17 protein-coding genes are annotated in these 22,822 nt (G+C 69.8%); 4 read left to right on the top strand and 13 right to left on the bottom strand.

Annotated features, from left to right (window positions below; all coding sequences use genetic code 11):
• Positions 1–92: 92 nt before the first annotated feature.
• From glgB to V6S67_RS02410, 3 genes are read right to left on the bottom strand one after another with little or no spacing between them, the layout of a single operon-like run.
• A complete protein-coding gene (gene glgB, locus V6S67_RS02420; protein WP_334208727.1) occupies positions 93–3,896 on the bottom strand; it encodes a 1,4-alpha-glucan branching protein GlgB in 3,804 nt (1,267 codons plus the stop codon).
• Positions 3,896–5,662 carry a maltose alpha-D-glucosyltransferase gene (gene treS, locus V6S67_RS02415; protein WP_334208726.1) on the bottom strand — a complete coding sequence of 589 codons (1,767 nt, stop codon included), beginning with the start codon at positions 5,660–5,662 and terminating at the stop codon, positions 3,896–3,898. The genes glgB and treS overlap by 1 nt, the downstream gene beginning before the upstream one ends.
• Positions 5,662–7,701, bottom strand: a complete 2,040-nt coding sequence (locus tag V6S67_RS02410; RefSeq protein WP_334208725.1) for an alpha-1,4-glucan--maltose-1-phosphate maltosyltransferase — start codon at positions 7,699–7,701, stop codon at positions 5,662–5,664. Before V6S67_RS02410 ends, treS begins: the two co-directional genes overlap by 1 nt.
• 132 nt (positions 7,702–7,833) lie before the next feature.
• Between V6S67_RS02410 and glgP the strand changes: the two genes are divergently transcribed.
• Positions 7,834–10,446: an alpha-glucan family phosphorylase gene (glgP, locus tag V6S67_RS02405; RefSeq protein ID WP_334208724.1), complete on the top strand. Its 2,613-nt coding sequence runs from the start codon at positions 7,834–7,836 to the stop codon at positions 10,444–10,446.
• Positions 10,447–10,571: 125 nt separating this feature from the next.
• Here glgP and glgX read toward each other — a convergent pair whose 3' ends face one another.
• From glgX to V6S67_RS02375, 6 genes are all read right to left on the bottom strand, one after another.
• Positions 10,572–12,674 carry a glycogen debranching protein GlgX gene (gene glgX, locus V6S67_RS02400; protein WP_334208723.1) on the bottom strand — a complete coding sequence of 701 codons (2,103 nt, stop codon included), beginning with the start codon at positions 12,672–12,674 and terminating at the stop codon, positions 10,572–10,574.
• Positions 12,675–12,682: 8 nt separating this feature from the next.
• On the bottom strand, positions 12,683–13,666 hold the full coding sequence (gene rlmB / locus V6S67_RS02395) for a 23S rRNA (guanosine(2251)-2'-O)-methyltransferase RlmB (RefSeq protein ID WP_334208722.1): 984 nt from the start codon (positions 13,664–13,666) through the stop codon (positions 12,683–12,685).
• A 122-nt stretch (positions 13,667–13,788) separates the two neighbouring features.
• Entirely contained in the window at positions 13,789–15,255 is a 1,467-nt protein-coding gene (gene cysS / locus V6S67_RS02390; protein WP_334208721.1) for a cysteine--tRNA ligase, read from the bottom strand.
• Between the two features lie 56 nt (positions 15,256–15,311).
• Entirely contained in the window at positions 15,312–15,815 is a 504-nt protein-coding gene (gene ispF, locus V6S67_RS02385; RefSeq protein WP_334208720.1) for a 2-C-methyl-D-erythritol 2,4-cyclodiphosphate synthase, read from the bottom strand.
• 28 nt (positions 15,816–15,843) lie between these two features.
• Positions 15,844–16,590 carry a 2-C-methyl-D-erythritol 4-phosphate cytidylyltransferase gene (gene ispD, locus V6S67_RS02380; protein WP_334208719.1) on the bottom strand — a complete coding sequence of 249 codons (747 nt, stop codon included), beginning with the start codon at positions 16,588–16,590 and terminating at the stop codon, positions 15,844–15,846.
• A 70-nt stretch (positions 16,591–16,660) separates the two neighbouring features.
• Positions 16,661–17,143, bottom strand: coding sequence for a CarD family transcriptional regulator (locus V6S67_RS02375; protein ID WP_104049001.1), 483 nt, complete (start codon positions 17,141–17,143; stop codon positions 16,661–16,663).
• A 280-nt stretch (positions 17,144–17,423) separates the two neighbouring features.
• On the opposite strand from V6S67_RS02375, the gene V6S67_RS02370 reads away from it, so the two are divergent.
• Positions 17,424–17,927 (top strand): hypothetical protein, encoded by a 504-nt coding sequence (locus V6S67_RS02370; protein WP_334208718.1) that lies wholly within the window; start codon positions 17,424–17,426, stop codon positions 17,925–17,927.
• A gap of 76 nt (positions 17,928–18,003) precedes the next feature.
• Here the strand turns inward: V6S67_RS02370 and V6S67_RS02365 are convergent, their stop codons facing one another.
• Positions 18,004–18,684, bottom strand: a complete 681-nt coding sequence (locus tag V6S67_RS02365; protein WP_334208717.1) for a response regulator transcription factor — start codon at positions 18,682–18,684, stop codon at positions 18,004–18,006.
• A complete protein-coding gene (locus tag V6S67_RS02360) occupies positions 18,681–19,922 on the bottom strand; it encodes a sensor histidine kinase (protein ID WP_442884681.1) in 1,242 nt (413 codons plus the stop codon). The genes V6S67_RS02365 and V6S67_RS02360 overlap by 4 nt, the downstream gene beginning before the upstream one ends.
• Before the next feature lie 158 nt (positions 19,923–20,080).
• Between V6S67_RS02360 and phoU the strand changes: the two genes are divergently transcribed.
• Positions 20,081–20,740 (top strand): phosphate signaling complex protein PhoU, encoded by a 660-nt coding sequence (gene phoU, locus V6S67_RS02355; protein WP_334208715.1) that lies wholly within the window; start codon positions 20,081–20,083, stop codon positions 20,738–20,740.
• Positions 20,741–20,812: 72 nt separating this feature from the next.
• Here phoU and V6S67_RS02350 read toward each other — a convergent pair whose 3' ends face one another.
• On the bottom strand, positions 20,813–21,559 hold the full coding sequence (locus tag V6S67_RS02350) for a phosphoglyceromutase (protein WP_334208714.1): 747 nt from the start codon (positions 21,557–21,559) through the stop codon (positions 20,813–20,815).
• A 199-nt stretch (positions 21,560–21,758) separates the two neighbouring features.
• Here V6S67_RS02350 and V6S67_RS02345 point away from each other — a divergent pair, with 199 nt between their 5' ends.
• Complete coding sequence (locus V6S67_RS02345) at positions 21,759–22,508, top strand: class I SAM-dependent methyltransferase (protein ID WP_334211500.1); 750 nt, start codon at positions 21,759–21,761, stop codon at positions 22,506–22,508.
• Here V6S67_RS02345 and V6S67_RS02340 read toward each other — a convergent pair.
• Positions 22,493–22,822: a DUF2516 family protein gene (locus V6S67_RS02340; protein ID WP_334208713.1), complete on the bottom strand. Its 330-nt coding sequence runs from the start codon at positions 22,820–22,822 to the stop codon at positions 22,493–22,495. The genes V6S67_RS02345 and V6S67_RS02340 overlap by 16 nt on opposite strands.

The raw sequence follows: 22,822 nt of genomic DNA, 5'->3' as shown, positions 1-22,822 counted from the left end.
CCGCGGATGCAAAACAGCGGCGGACCCCGCTTCCGGGGTCCGCCGCTGTGGTGCCGGCCGGCGTTCGGGCCGGGGGCCTCCTGCCTGACGGGTCAGGAGGTGGCGGGCTTCAGGTAGAGCACCCCGAGAGGCGGCACGCGGACATCGCCATAGGCGGGCTGCCCGTTGTGGGCGCCTTCCTTCGCGGTGATGGGGCTGGCGTTGCCCACACCCGATCCGCCGAACTCGGCGGAGTCGGTGTTGAGGACCTCCGTCCACTCCCCTGCCCAGGGCAGCCCCACGCGGAAGCCTTCGTGCGGTCCGCCCGCGAAGTTCGCGATGCACACCAGCGGGTTGCCCTGGTGGTCCCAGCGGATGAAGGACAGCGTGTTGTGCTCGCCGTCGTTCTCGTCGATCCACTGGAAGCCGGCGGGCTCGTTGTCCCTTACGTAGAGCGCGGGGGTGTCCCGGTAGATCGAGTTGAGGGAACGGACCAGGTGCTGGACGCCCTGGTGCGAGGGCGTCTCGGTCAGCCACCAGTCGAGGCTGTGGTGCTCGGCCCACTCCGCTTCCTGCGCGAACTCCGACCCCATGAAGATGAGCTGCTTGCCGGGGTGCGCCCACTGGAAGGCGAGGTAGGCCCGGACGTTGGCGAGCTGCTGCCACCGGTCGCCCGGCATCTTGCGCAGGAGCGATCCCTTGCCGTGGACCACCTCGTCATGGCTGATGGGCAGCATGAAGTTCTCGGTGTAGGCGTAGACCATCGAGAAGGTGGCCTTGCCGTGGTGATGCACCCGGTTGATGGGGTCCTCGGAGATGTACTGGAGGGTGTCGTGCATCCAGCCCATGTTCCACTTGATGCCGAACCCGAGGCCGCCGCTGCTCGTGGGCCGGGTGACGCCGTCGAACGCCGTCGACTCCTCGGCGACCATGACGATGCCGGGGGCCCGCTTGTAGGCGGTGGCGTTGACCTCCTGCAGGAAGGAGATGGCCTCGAGGTTCTCGCGGCCGCCGAACTTGTTCGGACGCCACTGCCCCTCCTGCCGGGAGTAGTCCAGATAGAGCATCGAGGCGACGGCGTCGACGCGCAGTCCGTCGATGTGGAACTCCTCGAGCCAGTACAGCGCGTTCGCGACGAGGAAGTTGCGCACCTCGCGGCGGCCGAAGTCGAAGATCAGGGTGCCCCAGTCCTGGTGCTCCCCGAGGAACGGGTCCCCGTGCTCGTACAGCGTGCCGCCGTCGAACTTGGCCAGGGCCCAGGCGTCCTTCGGGAAGTGGGCCGGGACCCAGTCCATGATGACGCCGATCCCGGCCTGGTGCAGCCGGTCGATCAGGTACTTGAAGTCGTCGGGCGAGCCGAACCGCGACGTCGGCGCGAAGTAGGACGTGACCTGGTAGCCCCACGAGCCGCCGAACGGGTGCTCGGCGACGGGCATGAGCTCGACGTGCGTGAAACCCTGCCAGGAGACGTACTCCACGAGCTGCTCGGCGAGTTCCCGGTAGCTCAGCCCCTGCCGCCACGAACCGAGGTGCACCTCGTACACGCTCATGGGGCCGTTGTGGGGGTCGCCGGCGGCGCGGGCCTGCATCCACTCGTCGTCCCCGAACACGTAGGTCGACTCGACGACCTTCGAGCCGGTGAGCGGCGGGATCTCGGTACCGCGTGCCATGGGGTCGGCCTTCTCGCGCCACTGGCCGTCGCTGCCGAGGATGTGGAACTTGTAGCACGTTCCCGCACCGGCGTCGGGGATGAAGATCTCCCAGATACCCGAGCTGCCGAGGGCGCGCATGGCGTTGACGCTGCCGTCCCAGCCGTTGAAGTCGCCCATGACCTGCACGGCGCGGGCGTTCGGCGCCCACACTGCGAAGGACACACCCTCGATGTCGCCGAGGACCGACGAGTAGTGGCGGACGTGTGCACCGAGCGCAGTCCACAGGGTCTCGTGCCGGCCCTCGCCGATGAGGTGCATGTCGATCTCGCCGAGTGTCGGCAGGAACCGGTAGGGGTCGTCGACGGTGATCGGATCACCCTCGTACGTCACCTCGAGCCGGTAGTCGGGGACGTGCCCGGGGTTGTCCGCCCTGACGGCGCCGACCCAGATGCCGTTGTGCTCGTGCCGGAGTTCCGTGCGGCCGGATCCGGTGACCACGACGACGGACCGTGCGAGGCGGCGCAGCGTGCGGATGGTGACGACGTCGTCGTCACCGAGGTGGGCACCCAGCACGGCGTGGGGCTGGTAGTACACGCCCTCCGACACCTGGTGGAGGACGGACTGGTCGACGGCCACGGGCGTGGGGTCGGCTGCGGTGGTGGCGGGCGCCGTCCCGGTCTGGCCGGACCCGGCGTCGCGGGCCTTCTCCGCGACGTCGGCGACGGCGCTCCTCGCCTTGTCCGTGGCGGCCTTCGCCGTCTCGGCGACGGTCTTGGCGGCCTTGGCGACGATGTTCGTCTGCCCGGCACCCTGGTCGCGGTCGGCGTTCTTCGGAGGATTCATGTCAGCTGCTTTCGTTGCGTCCGCACCGGACGACGCACCCAGAGCGCGGCGCACATCCCGTGCAGGCATCTCGACCCAGTCGGGCCTGTTGCGGATCTCGTAGACGACTTCGTACAGGGCCTTGTCCAGCCAGAGGGCACGGAAGAGCGGTCCGGAGGTGTCCACGGGCGCGCCGAGCTCCTCCGCGTACCCCTCGAGGAAGGCCTCGCGGGCGGCGTCGGACCACTGTTCGGTCGCTGTGGCGTCGGGCGAGCCGAGCGGGGCGGCCCCTCGGGACGCCGCCGCGTACTCGAGCGAGCGGACCATCCCGACGACGTCGCGGACGGTCACGTCGGGGACGCTGCGTTCGGCGGTGGGCCTGAGCGGCTCCCCCTCGAAGTCGATGACGAGCCACGTGCCGTCGGGGGCCTGCAGCACCTGTCCGAGGTGGAGGTCGGCGTGGATCCGCTGCAGGGGCGGGATGTCCTCGAGGTCCTCGATCTCGTGGATGATGCGGTCGACCTCGGCGCCGAGGTCGCCGACGACGTCGCCCGCCTCCTCCCACGCCCAGCGGATGCGCTGCGCGAGGGCCTCCTTGAACTTACGCTCCTCGGCCTCGGTGGCCGTGCGGCTGCCGAAGGCGCCGTCGAGCTGCCGGTGGATGCGTGCCACCGCACGGCCGAGGCCCTGGGCCTCCGCGGTGAAGTCGGTGGCGGTGGACGCGGCGGAGGAAGCGGTACGCCAGGCGTCGGTGCTCCCTTCGACGAAGTCCCTCAGCACGCTGACATGGCCCGTGACGTGGTGGCCGGGCTCGGCGTCGGTCGCCTGCCAGGTGCCCGTCACCCAGCCGAAGGTGTCGGGGGTGTCGGTGGAGCCGCCGGCCGTGAGCTCGGCGCTGATCTGCACGTCGGGGCTCTCGCCGGCGGCGAGCACCCGGAAGAACTTCACGATCATCGAGCCGGGACCGGATCCGTGCACGACGGAGGTGTTGGACTGCTCGCCCTGCAGGACCTTGACCGGCTGGGCCACGCCCGGCTCCTGATGGGCGGGCGCCTTGACGACCTCACCGACGAGACGGCCGTCGGGCGTCCTGCCGCCGCTGAGGGTGAAGTCGACCCAGAGGCGCACGAAGTCGGCGTCATGGGTGGCGTCGTAGGCCCACCGCGCGCCGAGCTCCGGGTGGTCCACCTGGCCGATGAGGCCGGCCGCGGCGCCGTCGAGGGGTGCCGCGCGATAGCTGATCGGCACGCTGACGACGTCGGTGCGCGTCCCCGAGGTGACGGCCAGGAAGTGCACCTCGAACCCGGCCTCGCCGGTCGGGTCCTCGAGGACCGTCCCGCCGACCACCGTCAGGTCCACAGACTCCCCCTTGACGGGGAACCACCGCTGCGACGGCAGCCATCCGGTGAGGATCTCCGGGACGTAGGGTGTGTGGGCCGCCATTACCTGACCGCCTCCGGGATGGAGATGACGGGCATCGCCTCGGTGTGGGGGGACGAGGTGTTGGAGCTGGCCGAGCGGACACGCAGCCAGAAGAAGTCGTGGCTGCCGAGGGTGAGCGTGATCTCTCCGTCCTCCTCGAACGCCGGGAAGATGGCGCCGCCGAACAGATCACGCAGGCCACGGCCTGCGAACTCGGGAAGGCGCATCTTCGCCGCGACGGGGTGCTGCGACAGGTTGAAGATGCAGAGCACCGATTCCGCGGGCTCGCCCTCGGTGTTGCCGTGCTCGACCTCGCGGAGGAAGGCCAGGACGTGCTCCGACTCCACCGGGACGTTCCGGTAGACGCCCAGTCCGAAGGCCGGGTGGGCCTTGCGGACCGCGAGCATCTGCCGGATCCAGTGCAGCAGCGAACTGGAGGTCGCCATCTGCGCCTCCACGTTGACGTGGTTGTAGTGGTAGACCAGCGACTGCACGACCGGCAGGTACAGCTTGCCGGGATCCACGGGCGAGAAGCCCGCGTTGCGGTCCGGGTTCCACTGCATCGGGGTCCGCGACGCGTCGCGGTCCTCGAGCCAGATGTTGTCGCCCATGCCGATCTCGTCCCCGTAGTAGAGGAACGGGCTGCCGGGCAGCGACAGCAGGAGCGCGTGGATCAGCTCCACCTCGGCGCGGGAGTTGTCGAGCAGCGGGGACAGCCGACGGCGGATACCGACGTTCGCGCGCATGCGGGGATCGGGCGCGTACCACCCGAGCATCGCCTCCCGCTCCTCGTTCGTGACCATCTCGAGCGTCAGCTCGTCGTGGTTGCGCAGGAACGTGCCCCACTGGGCGCCCGCGGGGATGTCGGGGGTCTCGGCCATCGTCTCGATGATGGGGGCGGCCTTCTGGTCACGCAGCGCGTAGAAGAGCCGCGGCATGATCGGGAAGTGGAAGCACATGTGGCACTCGGGCTCGTCCTCGGTGCCGAAGTACTCCACCACTTCGTCGGGCATCTGGTTCGCCTCGGCGATGATGACGCGGCCCGGGTAGTTCTCGTCCACCATCGCGCGGAGGCGCCTGAGGAACCCGTGGGTCTCCGGCAGGTTCTCGCAGTTGGTGCCCTCCTCCTCGAAGAGGTAGGGGATGGCGTCCGCCCGGAAGCCGTCGATGCCCTGGTCCAGCCAGAACCGCACGACGTCGAAGATGGCTTCCTGCACCTTGGGGTTCTCGAAGTTGAGATCCGGCTGGTGGCTGAAGAAGCGGTGCCAGAAGAACTGGCGGCGGACCGGGTCGAACGTCCAGTTCGACTCCTCCGTGTCCACGAAGATGATGCGCGCGTCCTCGTACTTCTCGTCCGTGTCGCTCCAGACGTAGAAGTCGCCGTACGGGCCCTCGGGGTCCCGCCGTGACTCCTGGAACCAGTGGTGCTGGTCCGAGGTGTGGTTCATGGGCAGGTCGATGATGACCCGGACGCCGCGCGCATGGGCCTCGGCCACGAGCCGCTTGAAGTCGCCCAGGGAACCGAACTCGTCGAGGACGTCGTAGTAGTCGGAGATGTCGTACCCGCCGTCGCGCAGGGGTGACTTGAAGAACGGGGGCAGCCACAGGCAGTCGACGCCGAGCCACTGGAGGTAGTCCATCTTCTCGATGAGCCCCGAGAGGTCACCGGAGCCGTCCCCGTTCGCATCGGCGAACCCACGGACCAGCGCCTCGTAGAAGACCGCCTTGCGGAACCAGTGGGGGTCGTGGGCCAGTCCAGGTGCGTTGAGCTGGAAGGGGTTGGGCACTAGTGCTGCCTCCTGATTGAGAGAATGTGGGCGGGTTCCACGTAGGGGTCGAGCCGCACGTAGTTGTGCTCGCCCCATGTGAAGGTCTGGCCCGTGACGAGGTCGTCCACGAGGAATGTACCGTTCCCGTCGAGGTCCGCGGCATCGAGGCCGAGCTTCGCAAGATCCAGCGACACGGTGCTCTCGCGCGTACTATGCGGGTCGACGTTGACGACGACGATGATGGTGTCCTTGCCCTCGGCCGTCTGCTTGTGCTTGGCGAAGACCACGGTGGAGGGATCGGTGCTGCTGTGGACGGTGAGGTTCTCGAGGTCGCCGAGCGCGGGGTGCGCGCGGCGGATCGCGTTGAGCCGCGTGATGAAGGGTGCCAGCGAGCGCCCCTCCGCCTCTGCTGCGGCGTAGTCCCGGGGACGGTACTGGAACTTCTCGTTGTCGATGTACTCCTCCGCACCCGGGCGGGCCACGTGCTCGAACAGCTCGTACCCGGAGTAGACGCCCCACAGGGGGCTCGCCATGGACGCGAGCACGGCACGGATCTTGAACGCCGCCGGCCCGCCGTACTGGAGGTACTCGGTGAGGATGTCGGGCGTGTTCACGAAGAAGTTCGGCCGGAAGTAGGCCGGCGAGACCGAGCTGATCTCGGTGAAGTACTCCTCCAGCTCCGTCTTGGTGTTCCGCCACGTGAAGTAGGAGTAGGACTGCTGGAACCCGGCGCGGCCGAGGGCGTGCATCATCGGCGGGCGGGTGAACGCCTCCGCGAGGAAGATGACGTCCGGGTGCTTCCTGTTCACGCGGGCGATCAGCCACTCCCAGAACTGCACCGGCTTGGTGTGCGGATTGTCCACCCGGAAGATCTTCACGCCGTGCTGGATCCACAGGAGGACGATCCGCAGGATCTCCTTCGAGAGCCCCTTCGGGTCGTTGTCGAAGTTGATGGGGTAGATGTCCTGGTACTTCTTCGGCGGGTTCTCCGCGTACGCGATCGACCCGTCCACGCGCGTGGTGAACCACTCGGGGTGCGTCTGGACCCAGGGGTGGTCCGGCGCGGCCTGCAGGGCGAGGTCGAGGGCCACCTCGAGGTCCAGCTCGCGGGCCCGGGCGACGAAGGCGTCGAAGTCCTCGAAGGTGCCGAGGTCCGGGTGGATGGCGTCGTGGCCGCCGTCGGCAGAGCCGATGGCCCAGGGCGAGCCGGGGTCGGCGGGGCCGGCCGTCAGCGTGTTGTTCGGTCCCTTGCGGTGCGTGCGGCCGATCGGGTGGATGGGCGGCAGGTACACGACGTCGAAGTTCATGGCCGCCACGGCGTCGAGCCGCTTGGCTGCCTCGCGGAAGTTCCCCGAGGTCCACTCCGCCGTCTCGGGGTTGTAGGTGGCGCCCTCGGAGCGGGGGAAGAACTCGTACCAGGCGGCGCGGCCGGCCAGTTCACGCTCCACGTTGATGGGGTACGCCTGCGAGGCGGTCACGAGCGAGCGGATGGGCTGGCGTGCGATGGCCTCGTGGATCTCGGGTGAGAGCCCTGCGGCGAGGCGCGCCTCGACGCTCTGTTCCGTGTCCGCCAGGACGTCGGCGGCGCGGCGGAACAGTGCGGCGTCGCGGCCGGTCCGCTCCCCTGCGGCCCGCGTGAAGAGGGCGGCCCCTTCCGCGAGCATGAGCTCGACGTCGACCCCTGCGGCGATCTTGATGGTGGCGTCGTGTTCCCACGTGCCGTAGACATCGGACCAGCCCTCGATGGTGAAGGTGTGCAGCCCCTTGGCCCTCGGCGTCAGCGTGCCGGCCCAGCGGTCGAGTCCGGATCCCACCGGCGTCATGCGGACTCGCTGCACCTCCTTGCCACGGGGATCGTAGAGCACGGCCGAGACGCCGAGCTGGTCGTGGCCCTCGCGGAAGACGGTCGCCCCCACGGCGATGTCCGAGCCCGGGATCCCCTTGGCGGGGAAGCGTCCATCCTCGACGACGGGACTGACCGCCGTGATCGGGATGCGGCCGAAGCGCAGTCCCTCGGGATACGGGGCATTTCGGTTCTGCTCGGTAGGAGTGCTCACCCCCACGACGTTAGCGAGTAATGGGCCGAAATGCTAAGGGGGCTTGGCGTAACGTCAAGGCCGCTCCTGTATTACGCAAGCGTTTACGCACCCGTCTCCCCTGCACCGGGCAAGTGCGCTAGCCTAACCGGGGTGAAGGCCATCCGCAGATTTACCGTCCGAACCGTCCTCCCCGAGAACATCGCCCCGCTGGGCAAGCTCGCAAGCAATCTGCGCTGGTCCTGGCATCTGCCGACCTCGCGCCTGTTCGAGGACATCGACCGCGCCGCCTGGGAGGAGAGCGGCCACGATCCCGTGTCCTTCCTGGGCTCCGTGACACGCGAGAAGCTGCAGCAGCTCGCCGCCGACGAGAAACTGGTGCAGCGCATCCACGAACTCGGCGCCGACCTCGAGAGCTACCTGACGGAACCGCGCTGGTACCAGGGCCTCGGCGAGGACACACCCCGCAGCATCGCCTACTTCTCCCCCGAGTACGGCATCAGCGCCGTCCTCCCGCAGTACTCCGGCGGCCTCGGCATCCTCGCCGGCGACCACCTCAAGTCCGCCTCCGATCTCGGTGTCCCCCTGATCGGCGTGGGCCTGCTCTACCAGGCCGGCTACTTCAAGCAGTCCCTGTCCCGGGACGCCTGGCAGCAGGAGACCTACCCGGTCCTCGACCCCGACGGACTGCCGCTGACCCTGCTCCGCGAGGAGGACGGCTCCGCCGCGATGGTGGTGCTGCCCCTGCCCAACGGCCGGCAGCTGTCGGCGCACATCTGGCGTGCCGACGTCGGCCGCGTGCCCCTCCTGCTCCTCGACTCGAACGTCGCCGAGAACGACGACGCGGCACGCAACGTCACCGACCGCCTCTACGGTGGCGGCGGGGACCAGCGCCTCCAGCAGGAACTGCTCCTCGGGATGGGCGGGGTCAAGGCCCTGCGCATCTTCCAGCGCCTCACCGGGACCCCGGCCCCCGAGGTCTTCCACACCAACGAGGGCCACGCCGGCTTCCTCGGCATCGAGCGCATCCGCGAACTCATGGACCCGTCCAACGAATCGCCGATGAGCTGGGAGGAGGCGCTCACCGCTGGACGCGCGTCCACGGTGTTCACCACCCACACCCCGGTGCCCGCCGGCATCGACCGCTTCGAGCGCTCCCAGATCGAGCACTTCTTCCACGCCGGCCTCGCGCCCGCCGTGCCCACCGACCGCGTCCTGGCCCTCGGTGCCGAGAACTATGCAGACGGCGACCCGACGAAGTTCAACATGGCCGTCATGGGCCTGCGCCTCGCGCAGCGCGCCAACGGCGTGGCGAAGCTGCACGGCGAGGTCTCCCGCGGCATGTTCTCCGGGCTCTGGCCGGGGTTCGACGCCCGCGAGGTGCCCATCACGTCCGTGACCAACGGCGTGCACGTGCCGAGCTGGGTGGACCCGCAGATCGCGGACTTCGCCCTCGAGCACTTCGGCGCCGAGTCCGTCCTCGACCCCCAGTGGGCCAAGGTCTACGACGTCCCGGACACCGACATCTGGGCACTGCGCCGCAGCCTCCGCTCGAACCTCGTGGACGACGTGCGCCAGCGCCTGCGCTCCTCGTGGAAGAAGCGCGGCGCGGCCGACGCCGAACTCGCGTGGACCGACTCGGTGCTCGATCCCGACGTCCTGACGATCGGCTTCGCGCGCCGTGTCCCGACGTACAAGCGCCTCACGCTGATGCTGCGCAACCCCGCCCGCCTCAAGGCGCTGCTGCTGCACCCGGAGCACCCCATCCAGCTGGTCATCGCCGGTAAGTCCCACCCCGCCGACGAGCAGGGCAAGCGCATGATCCAGGACCTGGTCCGGTTCACGGACGATCCCGAGGTCCGCCACCGCATCGTCTTCCTGCCCAACTACGACATCGCCATGGCCCGCACGCTCTTCCCGGGCTGCGACGTATGGCTGAACAACCCGCTGCGTCCGCTCGAGGCCTGCGGGACCTCCGGCATGAAGGCCGCGATCAACGGCGGCCTCAACCTCTCCGTCCTCGACGGCTGGTGGGACGAGATGTACGACGGCGACAACGGCTGGGCGATCCCGACCGCCAACAACGGCGCCTCCGCCGACGAGCGCGACGACATCGAGGCCGCGGCCCTGTACGACCTCCTCGAGACCCAGGTGGGCCCGCGCTTCTACTCGCTGGTCCCCGCCGAGGGTGCGGGTGCAGCCGGGCCGTCCGAGCCCTCGCGCGACGGCGTCCCGCACCAGTGGATCGCGATGATCAAGCACACCATGGCGACGCTGGGCCCGGCCGTGTCCGCCGAGCGGATGCTGCAGGACTACGTGGAGAAGCTCTACCGACCGGCCTGGCGCTCCGGCCAGGAGGCCGCCGCCGACTCCTTCGCGCTCGCGAAGAGGACCGCAGCCTGGCGCTCCCGCGTGCAGGGCAGCTGGCCTGCGGTGCAGGTGGAACACGTCGATTCGACCGGCGTGTCCGAGAACCCGCAGATCGGCGACTCCCTGACGGTCAACGCGTACATCTCCCTCGGGGGCCTCGACCCCGACGACGTGGCCGTGGAGGTCGCCTACGGGCGCGCCCTCGAGAGCGATGAGCTGAGCGACGTCACGGTCGACGACCTGGCCGTCGCCGAGAACCTGGGCAGCGGACGCTACCTCTTCACGGGCGGCGTGCGGATCGACCACTCCGGGTCCTTCGGCTACACGGTGCGGGTGCTCCCGAAGCACGCGACGCTGGCGACGAAGGCCGAGCTGGGACTCATCGTCAACGCCTGATCGGCTGCACCACCGCACGACGAAGCCCGGGACCTGATCGGTCCCGGGCTTCGTCGTTACCGGCCTCGTCGTTCCCGGGCTCGTCCTTCCCGGCGGAAGGGTCTCCCTGATCCGCCGGCACCGCCTCAGCAGCGGTAGATGCGCACCGAGTCCGCTGCCACCGTGTCGCCGTCGCCCGAGCGCAGGCGCAGCGTCCCGTCGACAGGACCGCCTGCCGCGGAATCGAAGGTGGGGGTGAACCAGCGCGGCTGCTCCCCCTCGACGCCCTGTCCCTGCAGGATCCATGCAGAGGGCAGGTGGATACGGGTGTCCTCGAGCGAGCCGTTGATCACCACGAGTCCGTTGATGGTGCCGCCCGTCGAGCCGAGGAGGAGCTGCACGGTCCGCGTCCGCGGGTCGTTCCATTCCTGCGCGGTCATGGGCAGCCCGGCCGTGCTGAACCACAGCAGGGTCGACTGGTCGGCGCGTGAGGGGAACGTGGAGGGCTGCCGCGCCAGGAAATCCCTCCGGATGGACAGCAGCGTGCGCGTGGCCTCGAGCATGCGGCGCGACGCCGCGTCGTCGGGCCAGTGCACCCAGGTGAGCTCGTTGTCCTGGCAGTAGGCATTGTTGTTGCCGTGCTGCGTACGCCCCAGCTCGTCGCCGGCCATCAGCATCGGCACGCCCAGCGAGATGAGCAGCGACGCCATGATGTTGCGTGCGCTCCGCTCGCGGCGGGCCAGGATGCCCTCGTCCTCCGTACGCCCCTCGGCGCCGTGGTTGTAGCTGCGGTTGTCGTTGTGGCCGTCGCGGTTCTCCTCGCCGTTGGCCTCGTTGTGCTTGCGCTCGTAGGCGGTGAGGTCGGCGAGCGTGAAGCCGTCGTGGGCGGTCACCAGGTTGATCGAGGCCAGCGCGCTGCGGCCCGAGGCCGCGAACAGCTCCGCGGACCCGGCGAGGGATCCGGCCAGGCGTCCCGGCGAGGAGCCCGTCCCTCCGTGGGCGATCGCGGCGATGTCGTGCAGCCAGAAGTCCCGCACCGTGTCGCGGAAGCCGTCGTTCCAGTCCGCCCAGCCGACGGGGAACTGCCCGGTCCGCCAGCCGTCCGGCCCGAGGTCCCAGGGCTCGGCGATGAGCTTGGTACCGCGCAGTGCTTCGGAGGCCCGAACGGCCACGAGGAAGGGGTGTCGCTGCGTGAACGCGTTGTGCTCGTCGCGGCCGAGGCTCACGGCGAGGTCGAACCGGAAGCCGTCGATCTTGAACTCCTCCACCCAGTAGCGCAGCGAGTCGAGCGCGAACTCGACGACGCGGGGCTGGGAGAAATCGAGCGTGTTGCCGCACCCGGTGGTGTCGACGTACCGCCCGGTGGTGTCGTGGCGGTAGTAGTCGGCATCCCCGAGCCCGCGCCAGCACAGTGCCGGGCGGTGCTGTTCTCCTTCGGCGGTGTGGTTGTAGACGACGTCGAGGATCACCTCGAGGCCCGCCTCGTGGAGCGCCCGGACCATGCCCTTGAACTCGTCGAGGACGGCAGTCGGTCCCGCGGCCCGCGCTTCCACGGTGGCGTAGTCCGTGTGGGCCGCGAAGAAGCCGAGCGTGTTGTAGCCCCAGTAGTTGCCGAGGCCCAGGGGCTCGAGATGCGGTTCGTCGATGTGGGAGTGCACGGGGAGCAGCTGCACGGCCGTCACCCCGAGGTCGCGCAGGTGGGCGATCATGACCGGGTGGGCGAGGCCCGCGTAGGTCCCCCGGAGGCGCTCGGGCACGTCGGGGTGGAGCTTCGTGAGGCCCTTCACGTGCGCCTCGTACACCACGGTGTCACGCCACGGCGTCAGGGGCCGTTCGCTCGTGCCCCAGTCGAAGGTGTGCTCGAGGAACACGGAGTAGTAGGAACGCGACGGTGTCTCCGCCGGCCCGGGGTCGAGAGGGATCGTCTCGATGGCCCGCGCGTACGGGTCGAGAAGCAGCTGCGCCTCGCCCACGGCGCCCGGCAGGTCCTTGCCCGTGGGCCAGAACGCGTAGAGGGCGCCGGGTGGGACCGGGCCCACCAGGCCGTGGTGGACGCCGCCGTCGAGCCCCACCAGGGTCTCCGACGTCCACGTGCCGTCCGCCCGGCGCCAGTGCACGTCCATGGAGGCGATGCCCGGCGCCCAGACCGCCGCATTGGCGTGCGCGTCCGCACCCCACGCCCCCCGGGCGGGGTGGAGTCCGAGCGGGAACTCGCGGGAGGCGCGCGTCAGGGGTGCGGGGTTCGTCATGTGCGGGATCAGGCGGAGCGCTGGCGGGACACCTCGTAGAGCGTGATTCCCACCGCCATCGACGCGTTCAGCGACTCCATGGCGGAATCGATGGGGATGGACACGATCTGGTCGCAGTTCTCGCGGACGAGCCGGGAGAGGCCCTTGCCCTCCGAGCCGACGACGATGCAGATGGGATCACGGCCGAGGGACAGTTCCGGCAGCGACACGTCGCCGTCGCCGTCGAGCCCGAGGACGAAGATGCCCTTCTGCTTGAAGGCCTTCAGCGCCGCGTTGAGGTTGCCGACCCGGGCCACGGGCACGCGCACGGCGGCTCCGGCACTGGTTTTCCACGCCGACGCCGTCACGCCCACCGAGCGGCGCTCGGGCACGATGACGCCGTGGCTGCTGAACGCCGAGGCGGAGCGGATGATCGCTCCCAGGTTGCGGGGGTCGGTGATGCCGTCCAGTGCCACGAAGAGCGGGGCGTTGCCGATGTGCCCGCGCCGGAACCGCTCGATGGTCTCGTCCGCGAGGTCCAGTGCGTCCGCGTACTCGTACGGCGGGATCTGCAGCATGAGCCCCTGGTGCACCGCGCCGTCCGTCATGCGGTCGAGTTCGGGCTTGCCGGTCTCCATCACGGGGATGCCGCGTTCGGCGGCCATCTTCAGGGACTCCCGCACGCGGTCGTCCATCTCGATGCGGATGGCGACGTGGAGGGCCTTCGCCGGGATGCCGGCGCGGAGCGCCTCCACCACGGAGTTGCGGCCGGTGACGACCTCCTCGGCGGCCTTCCCGCGGGTGCGGCCGGTGCCGGCGCCCTTGCCGCCCTCCCGCTTCGCTGCCGCACGCTCCGCGAGCTCCTTGCTCTTGTACGCCTTGTGGTAGGGGCGGTCCTCCGCCTTCGGCGTGGGGCCCTTCCCCTCGAGCGACTTGCGTCCGTGGCCGCCGGTGCCGATGGTGGGGCCCTTTTTCGTTTTGCGAACCGCGCCTGGACGTCCGTGACTGGCCATGGAAGAACACCTTTATATAGAGGAAGAATCGCCTCCAGTTTACGCGGAGCCGGGCAGGTGGGCCCGCACGTGCTCCCGCCGGGCCGCCCGTACGGGCCGCGAGGGCACGTGCACCGGGCCGGTCAGCCCTTGGCGAGGGACCAGCGGACGCCGTCGGCCGCGTCCTCGAGGACGATCCCGGCGGCGGCCAGCGCGTCCCTGATGGCGTCCGCCCGGGCCCAGTCGCGGTCGGACCGGGCAGCGGTCCGTTCGGCGATCCGCGCACCGACCAGTGCATCGAGGGCCCTCGTGGCCGCGGCGTCGGCAACGGTGCCGGACGTGGCGGTCCCCGCGTCGTCCAGTCCGAGGACGGCGGTCATCGCGGCGACCGCGGCGAGGTCCGCCCGGACGGCGTCGTCGTCGCCCGCCGCCAGCGCCGTGTTGCCGCTGCGCACCGTGGTATGGAGGACCGCGAGTGCCTGGGGGACGTTGAGGTCGTCGTCCATGGCGGCCGCGAAGCCCTCGGGGAGGTCGGCGGCACGGACGGGGCGCCGGGCCGGGGCGCCGACACGCACGGAGGCCTTGGCGATGAAACCGTCGATGCGCGCCACCGCCGACGCCGCCTCCTGCAGGGACGTCTCGCGGTAGTCGAGCACCGACCGGTAGTGGGCCTGGCCGAGGTAGTAGCGCACCACGCGGGGCCCGGCGGCGTCGATCATCTCCTGCGGGCTGACGGTGTTGCCGATCGACTTCGACATCTTCTCGCCGCCGTAGGTGACCATGCCGTTGTGCATCCAGAACCGGGCGAACGCGTGGCCCGCGGCCTGCGACTGGGCCATCTCGTTCTCGTGGTGCGGGAAGCGCAGGTCGAGGCCCCCGCCGTGGATGTCGAACTCCGTGCCGAGGTACTTCGTGACCATGCTGGAGCACTCGAGGTGCCAGCCGGGCCGCCCCGTCCCCCACGGGCTCGACCAGGACGCGCTCGCGGGGTCGGTGTCCTTCGAGCCCTTCCACAGGGCGAAGTCGCGGGGGTCGCGCTTGCCGCGCGGGTCGGCGTCGGGCGCGGCCTGCATGTCGTCGATGTCCTGCCGGGTGAGGCTGCCGTAGGCGGGCCAGGACCGCACGTCGAAGTAGACGTCGCCCGAGCCGTCCGGCGCCGGGTAGGCATGGCCGCGGTCGATGAGCCGCTGGATGAGCGCGTGCATCTCGGGGATGTGCCCGGTGGCGCGCGGCTCGTAGGTCGGAGGGCGCACACCGAGCGCCGTGTAGGCGTCGTCGAACGCGCGCTCGAACCGGTAGGCGAGGGCCCACCACTGCTCCTCGGGCACCACCGACGGGTCCTCGGCGCCGGCACCGTCGCGGAAGGAGTCCTGCGACTTGGCCAGGATCTTGTCGTCGATGTCGGTGACGTTCCGCACCACCGTGACGCGGAGGTCCCGCGCCTCGAGCCACCGCGTGAGCTGATCGAACGCGATCGCCGAGCGGACGTGGCCCACATGGGGCATGCCCTGCACCGTGGCACCGCAGTAGTAGAGACTCGCCCTGCCCGGTTCGAGGGGTTCGAAGGGGCGCACCTCGGCGCGGGCGGTGTCATAGAATCGCAGGCTCACCGGTCCAGATTACCCGGCGGCACCGCACGTCCCTGCGGCGTCGCGGGGATTGTGCGTCAGCGGGAGCGTACGAGGACGGCGGTCGCGATGGCCGCGACGCCCTCTCCCCTGCCGGTCAGGCCCAGCCCGTCCGTGGTGGTCGCCGAGATGCTGACGGGTGCCTGTGCGGCGTCGGAGAGGACCGCCTCCGCCTCCGCCCGGCGCGGCGCGAACTTCGGCCGGTTCCCGATGAGCTGCACGGCGATGTTGCCGATGTCGAACCCGGCCTCGCGGACGATCGCGGCGGCCGCGGCGAGCAGGGTGTGCCCGGAGGCGCCGGCGTATTCGGGGCGGTCCGTGCCGAAGTGGGTGCCGAGGTCGCCGACACCGGCGGCGGAGAAGAGGGCGTCGGCCGCTGCGTGGGCGACGGCGTCGCCGTCGGAGTGCCCGGACAGGCCCCGTTCCCCCTCCCACAGCAGACCCGCGAGCCACAGCGGGGCGGGCGCATCGGCGGGGGCGTAGGCGTGGACGTCGACGCCGATGCCCGTGCGGGGAAGGTGGGTGTGCTCGCTCAGGTACACGGCTGCTCCTGCTGCTGGTGGATATCGGTCAGCCCGCGACGTGCGGGAGGGAGGTGGCGTCGACGGGCACCCGGGCGAGGACCGCCTCGGCGATGACGAGGTCCAGCGGCGTGGTGACCTTGAAGGCGAGGGCGTCGCCGTCGACCACGCGCACCGTGGCACCGTGCGCCTCCATCAACATGGCGTCGTCCGTGACCGTCGGACCGGCCGCACCGACGGCGGCGTGCGCGGCGCGGAGGGTCACGGCGTCGAAGCCCTGGGGTGTCTGCACGGCACGGAGGCCGCCGCGATCCGGGGTCGCGGTGACCACGTCGCCGTCCACCACCTTCACCGTGTCGACGACCGGCAGCACGGGGATGACCGCGGGCGCGCCGGCCGCGACCGCCGCGGCGACGCGCCGGAACACGTCCGGTGGCGTGAGGGCCCGCGCGGCGTCGTGGACGAGGACGACGGCGATCGACGCCGGCAGCGCATCGAGACCGGCCCGGACCGAATCCGTCCGGGTCGAGCCACCGGGCACCGCGGTGACGGCCGCTCCGCCGGAACGGCCCGCGGCGGCGACCACCGAGGAGAGCACGGCGTCGTCCTGCGGGAGGACCACGACGACATGGCTCGCGATACCCGCCGCGATCACGGCGTCGAGGGAGTGTTCGAGGAGGGTGCGCCCGGCGCACAGGACGCGGGCCTTGGGGATGCCCAGGCCCAGCCGCTGCCCGGATCCTGCGGCGACCACCACGACACCGACCGTGGGGACGACCTGCTGCTTCTCGGACATCCCGTCACCCTATGCCAGGACAACGCAGAAGAGGGACCCGAAGGTCCCTCTTCCGCTCCGCCGTCGTCTCCTAGGAGGCGAGGACGTCGTCGAGAACGCTTGCAGCCTTCTCTTCGTCGGTCTTCTCCGCGAGTGCCAGCTCGGAGATGAGGATCTGGCGCGCTTTCGCGAGCATCCTCTTCTCGCCGGCGGACAGGCCGCGGTCGTGGTCGCGGCGCCACAGGTCACGTACTACCTCGGCGACCTTGATGACATCGCCGGAGGCGAGCTTCTCGAGGTTCGCCTTGTAGCGGCGCGACCAGTTGGTGGGCTCTTCCGTGAATTCGGCCCGCAGGACGTCGAACACATGCTCGAGGCCCTCCTTGCCCACCACGTCGCGAACCCCTACGAGGTCAACGTTCTCTGCTGGTACTTCTATCGTCAGATCACCCTGTGCCACCTTGAGCTTGAGATACATCTTCTCTTCGCCCTTGATGACGCGCATCTTGATCTCCTCGATCTTCGCTGCGCCGTGGTGAGGGTAAACAACTGTTTCGCCGACCTCAAAAACCATGTGGACTTTCCCCTTTCCCGGGAACCAGTTTATCACGGTAACGACACGCCGATGCCGCGTTTTCGCAGGTCAGGCGGCCGGAACAAGCACAAAGAACTATGATTCGCCCCTTGACGGCAGGGGGTTTTAGTGATCCGGACCACTGCGCATCAGGTAAACCGACACCACGATTCGACGGCGTTGCCGATAGTCTGTTGAGTACGTCCGCTCCGGATCACCCACCGGTCCCACCTGTTGAACCCCAGGAGTTTGTGCTGTGAATAGTGCACCGAAGAACCGAGTGCAGCAGGCCGTTGCTGCAGGCGCCGTACTGCTGACGCTGGGCGTCTCCGGCTGCAGCTTCACCACGGATCAGTCGACGACGACGCCGTACGCGGCGTCCGACGGCATCGTGAAGGATCTCGGGCCGGTGCTCCTGCGCAACATCCTGATCGTCGGTCGCGACGACGAGACGGCCGGACGGCTGATCGGCACCGTGTTCAACACGAGCGACGACCCCGTGACACTCTCCATCCAGGCCGGCGGCGCCGCGACCGAGGTGACCATCGACGGTCAGGGCCAGTTCAGGTTCGAGGAGGAGTCCTCGGACGACGGCACGCTCGAGGGGCTCGAGGACATCCCGGGCTCCCTCATCGACGTCGAGTTCGACGTCGAGGGCGAGCAGGCCGTCTTCGAGGTGCCGGTCCTCGACGGGACCCTCGAGGAGTACCGCGAGTACGTCCCCGGCGGCTACACGCCGCGGCCGAGCGAGCCCGCCGCGACCGAGGAGGCGGAGGGCGAGTAGCCCCGCCTCCCCCACGCACGCGAACTGCCCGCCCCGGGATCGGAGGCGGGCAGTTCCGTGTCCGGGCCGGGTGCCGCTAGGGCTCGTACTTGTAGCCGAGGCCGCGCACGGTGATGAGGTAGCGCGGGTTCGAGGGGTCGGGCTCCACCTTGCTGCGGAGCCGCTTCACGTGGACGTCGAGGGTCTTGGTGTCCCCCACGTAGTCCGATCCCCACACGCGGTCGATCAGCTGGCCGCGCGTCAGGACCCTGCCCGAGTTCCGGAGCAGCATCTCGAGCAGCTCGAACTCCTTGAGCGGCAGGGCCACCTGCTCGCCGTCGACGCTCACCACGTGGCGTTCGATGTCCATCCGGACCGGCCCGGCCTGGATGGTGTTGGCGATGAGTTCCTCGGGCTCGCCCTGGCGCCGGAGCACCGCACGCACGCGTGCCACGAGTTCACGGGACGAGTACGGCTTGGTCACGTAGTCGTCGGCGCCGAGCTCGAGGCCCACCACCTTGTCGATCTCCGCGTCCTTCGCCGTCAGCATGATGACCGGCACGCTGGAGCGCTGGCGCAGTTGGCGGCACACCTCGGTGCCGGAGAGCCCGGGCAGCTGGAGGTCCAGCAGCACGAGGTCCGCGCCCGAGCGGTCGAACTCGGTGATGGCGTCGAGGCCGTTGTCCACGACGGACACCTCGAAGCCCTCCTTGCCGAGGAGGTAGGACAGCGGGTCGCTGAACGATTCCTCGTCCTCGACGATCATGATTCGGCTCAAGCCTTGACTCCCTGCTCATGGACAGCGGTGCTGCCCTTCCTCGCCGACTTCCTGTCGGCGCCCTGCGTCGTCGCTCCGTCCGCGGCGGACGGGGCGTCGTCCTCCGACGTCCCCTCCATCTCCGGCAGGCGGACCGTGAACGTGCTGCCCTGCCCGGCCTGCGACCACACCGTCACCTCGCCGCCGTGGTTCGAGACCACGTGCTTGACGATGCTGAGGCCGAGGCCCGTGCCGCCGGTCTGGCGTGAACGGGCGGCGTCGATGCGGTAGAACCGCTCGAAGATGCGCTCCTGCTCCTCGGGCGTGATGCCCGAGCCCTGGTCGGTGACCGACACCTGCACGAGGCCGTCCCGCGACCGCACGCCCACTCCCACCCGCGTGCCCTCGGGCGAGTAGCGGATGGCGTTGTCGATGAGGTTGCGGAAGGCCGTCATGAGGAGGTCGCGGTCACCGTACACCGGCGTGGGAGCGGAACCGCCGACGACGATGTCGATCTGCTTGCTCTCCGCGGGGAGCTTGTTGCGGTCCACGGCCTCCGCGATGACCGAGTTCACGTCCACGGCCTTGCCGCGGCGCACGACGTCGGCGCCCTGCAGGCGGGAGAGCTCGATGATGTCCTGCACGAGTGCCGACAGGCGCCCGGACTCCTTGTGCATGCGCTGCGCGAAGCGGCGGACCGCCACCTCGTCCTCGGCGGCATCGTCTATGGCCTCGGCGAGGAGGGAGATGGCACCCACCGGCGTCTTCAGCTCGTGCGAGACGTTCGCCACGAAGTCGTTGCGGATCTCCTCGCTGCGGGTGATCTCCGTGCGGTCGTCCGCGAGGATCAGGATGTACTCGGCGCCCAGGGCCGCCACCCGGACCTGCACCACGATCGTGCCTTGGCCGAACGGCCCCCGGGGGAGCTCGAGCTGCTGCTGCTCGATCACGCCGTCGCGCCGGACGCGGGCCGTCAGGTCGAGGAGTTCGGAGTGCACCACGGTGTGACCGCGTACCAGCCCGAACGCGTAGGCGGCCGGACTGGCCCGGACGACGCCGTCGATCGCGTCCACGATCACGTACGCACGGCCGATGATGGACAGGACCTCGGCGGCGCCGTCGGGCAGCGACGGCTCGTCCTCGTAGAGGAGCCGGACCCGCTGGGCCTCGCTGGCGCGGAACGCCGCCATGCCGCTCACACCGAGGGCCAGGCCGACCAGCCCGGCCACGAGCGTCAGGAGAAGGGGGTCCACGGTCATAGCTTATGCGCTGCGGTTTCCCGGTCCCCTGCCATCCGGTGGCAATGGACCGGTGGTTCAACTAACGTTCACACAAAGCGGAGCATCAGTTCACCGTGGGCTGGAAGGCTCGACCGGAAGTGCACCGTTGGACCAGACGAAGTGGGAAGGACGCCTCCGTGCGTAAGGTATTCCAGGCCGAGCTCCATCAGATCGGGGAGGAGCTGATCGAGATCTCGCAGCTCGTCTCCGAAGCGATCCAGAAGGCCAACAGCGCCTTCCAGGGGGCCGACACCGAGCTCGCGCAGGAGGTCATCGCCGCCGACGCGCGGATCGACTTCCTCCAGAACTCCCTCGATGAGCGCGCGATCGACATCCTCGCCCTGCAGGGGCCCGTGGCATCCGACCTCCGCATGATCGTCGGCGCGCTGCGGATGAGCGCGTCGCTGGAGCGCATGGGGGACCTCGCCCGGCACGTGGCGCAGCTCGCACGCCTGCGGTTCCCCGCGAACGTCATCCCAGAGAGCATCCGGCCCACCTTCGACGAACTCGCCGCACTCGACGTGCAGATCGCGGCGAAGGTCACCGAGCTGCTGGAGACGCGCAACCTGGACCTGAGCAACGAGATCAACGCGGCCAACGCGCGCGTCAACGAACTGCACGCGGGCGTCTTCAGGACCGTCGCCTCCGAGGACTGGAACGAGACCGCGCCGACGACCGTCGACGTGACCCTCGCGAGCCGCTACTACGAGCGTTTCGCCGATCACGGGGTCTCCGTGGCCAGGAAGGTCACCTACCTCGTCACCGGCGAATGGCAGCCCAGCGCGCCGCTGAACTGACCCGCACCCCGTAGAACAGGAACGACGGCGGCCCCTCGGGGTCCGCCGTCGTTCCTGTTCCTGCCGTGGCAGCTAGTGCTTGCCCTGGTTCGCGACCGCCTCGATGGCAGCGGCCGCGGCATCGGCGTCGAGGTAGGTGCCGCCTGCCTTCACGGGCTTGAGGTCCTCATCCAGCTCGTAGACGAGCGGGATGCCCGTGGGGATGTTCAGCGAGGCGATGTCCCTGTCGCTGATGCCGTCGAGGTGCTTCACGAGGGCGCGCAGCGAGTTGCCGTGGGCGGCGATCAGGACGGTCCTGCCGGCCTTGATGTCCACCGTGATGTCGGACTCCCAGTACGGCAGGAAGCGGTCGAGGACGTCCTTCAGGCATTCGGTGCGGGGGACGGCGTCGCCGAGGTCCGCATAGCGCGGGTCGCCGGCCTGCGAGAACTCGCTGGCGTCGTCGAGCGGCGGCGGCGGGGTGTCGTAGGACCGGCGCCATTCCATGAACTGCTCCTCGCCGAACTCCGCGAGGGTCTGGGCCTTGTCCTTGCCCTGCAGCGCGCCGTAGTGGCGCTCGTTGAGCCGCCAGTTGCGCTTGACGTCGATCCAGCTGCGGTCGGCGGCCTCGAGTGCGAGATTCGCGGTGATGATGGCGCGCTTCTGCCGGGACGTGTAGACGATGTCGGGAAGGATGCCGGCCTCGGTCAGCAGGTGTCCGCCGCGGGTGGCTTCCTCGCGGCCCTTCTCCGTGAGGGCGACGTCCACCCAGCCGGTGAAGAGGTTCTTCTCGTTCCATTCGCTCTGCCCATGGCGCAGCAGGATCAGTGTGTAGGTCATGGTCCCAGTCTGCCGTATGGCACTGCCGGAGGTCATGCGCGGGCGACGTATGACGATGGCTGCGGGACGGGCGTCCGCGGCCGTGCCGAGCGGCGCGTCCGGGGTGCCCTACCCTTGATGGGTGCCTCCGCGTCGACGTCCCCCGAAACCTCTCGGGACCATCACCCGCGGCACCACCGCCCCGAACCGCCTGCGCCGGATGGACCGCTGGCTCGTGGGGCCCCAGGGCCACCGCCTCCGCCGCGCCGCGGACCCGCTCGTCGTGGACCTCGGCTACGGGGCTGCCCCGGTCACCGCCGTCGAGCTGTTCACACGCCTGCGGTCCGTGCGCCCCGACGTCGAGGTGGTCGGCATCGAGATCGACCCCGCTCGGGTGGCCGCCGCGGCACCGCTCGCCCGCCCCGGCCTCGACTTCCGGCAGGGCGGCTTCGAGCTGCCGCTGGACGGCCGGCGGCCGGTGGTCGTGCGCGCCTTCAACGTGCTGCGGCAGTACGACGAGGACGAGTACGCCGCCTACTGGGACGAGGTGCGCCGCCGGCTGGCCCCCGGCGGCGTGTTCATCGACGGCACGTGCGACGAGATCGGGCGCCGTGCCACCTGGGCCACGCTCGACAGCGACGGACCGGTCTCACTGAGTGTGTCGCTGCGCTTCGGTGCGTTCGCGCTGCCCTCCGACGTGGCGGAGCGGCTGCCCAAGGCGCTGATCCACCGGAACGTGCCCGGTGAGCGCGTCCACGCGTATCTCCGCGCGCTGGACAAGGCCTGGCTCGACGCCGCGGCACTCGCCTCGTTCGGCAACCGGCAGCGCTGGACGGCGGCGTGCGCCGCCCTGAAGGCGGACGGGTGGCCCTTGCTGGACGGTCCGTCCCGGTGGCGGCTCGGCGAGGTCACCGTCGCCTGGGAGGCCGTGCGGCCGGGCCCGACGAACGGCGGCTACCAGGGGCCGTAGGGACCGCTGCTGCCGCCGCGACCCGAGGTCTGGCTGACGGCCGGCTTCACGTCGGCGAGGTAGACGCACGCCGCGATGATGGCAACGAGCTGGAAGAGGTTGAAGCCGCCCCGGCTGCTCAGCGTGGACAGCAGGCCGACGACGACGGCACCGGCCGTGAGGGCCAGCCAGAACCCCTTGGTCCGCTTGAAGGCGGCCTCGAAGGCCGTCCCGGGGCGTCGCACGCAGTCGGTGAGGGCCCACACCTCGATCCCCAGGGCCACGAAGCCGAGCGCGAGGTACAGGTATTGCTGGATCAGGAGGACGAGGTACAC

Origin of the sequence: Arthrobacter sp. Soc17.1.1.1, assembly GCF_036867195.1 — a bacterium.
GTDB lineage: Bacteria > Actinomycetota > Actinomycetes > Actinomycetales > Micrococcaceae > Arthrobacter_D.
The sequence above is the reverse complement of the archived record's forward strand: the minus strand, read 5'-3'. Positions and strand labels throughout refer to the sequence as shown.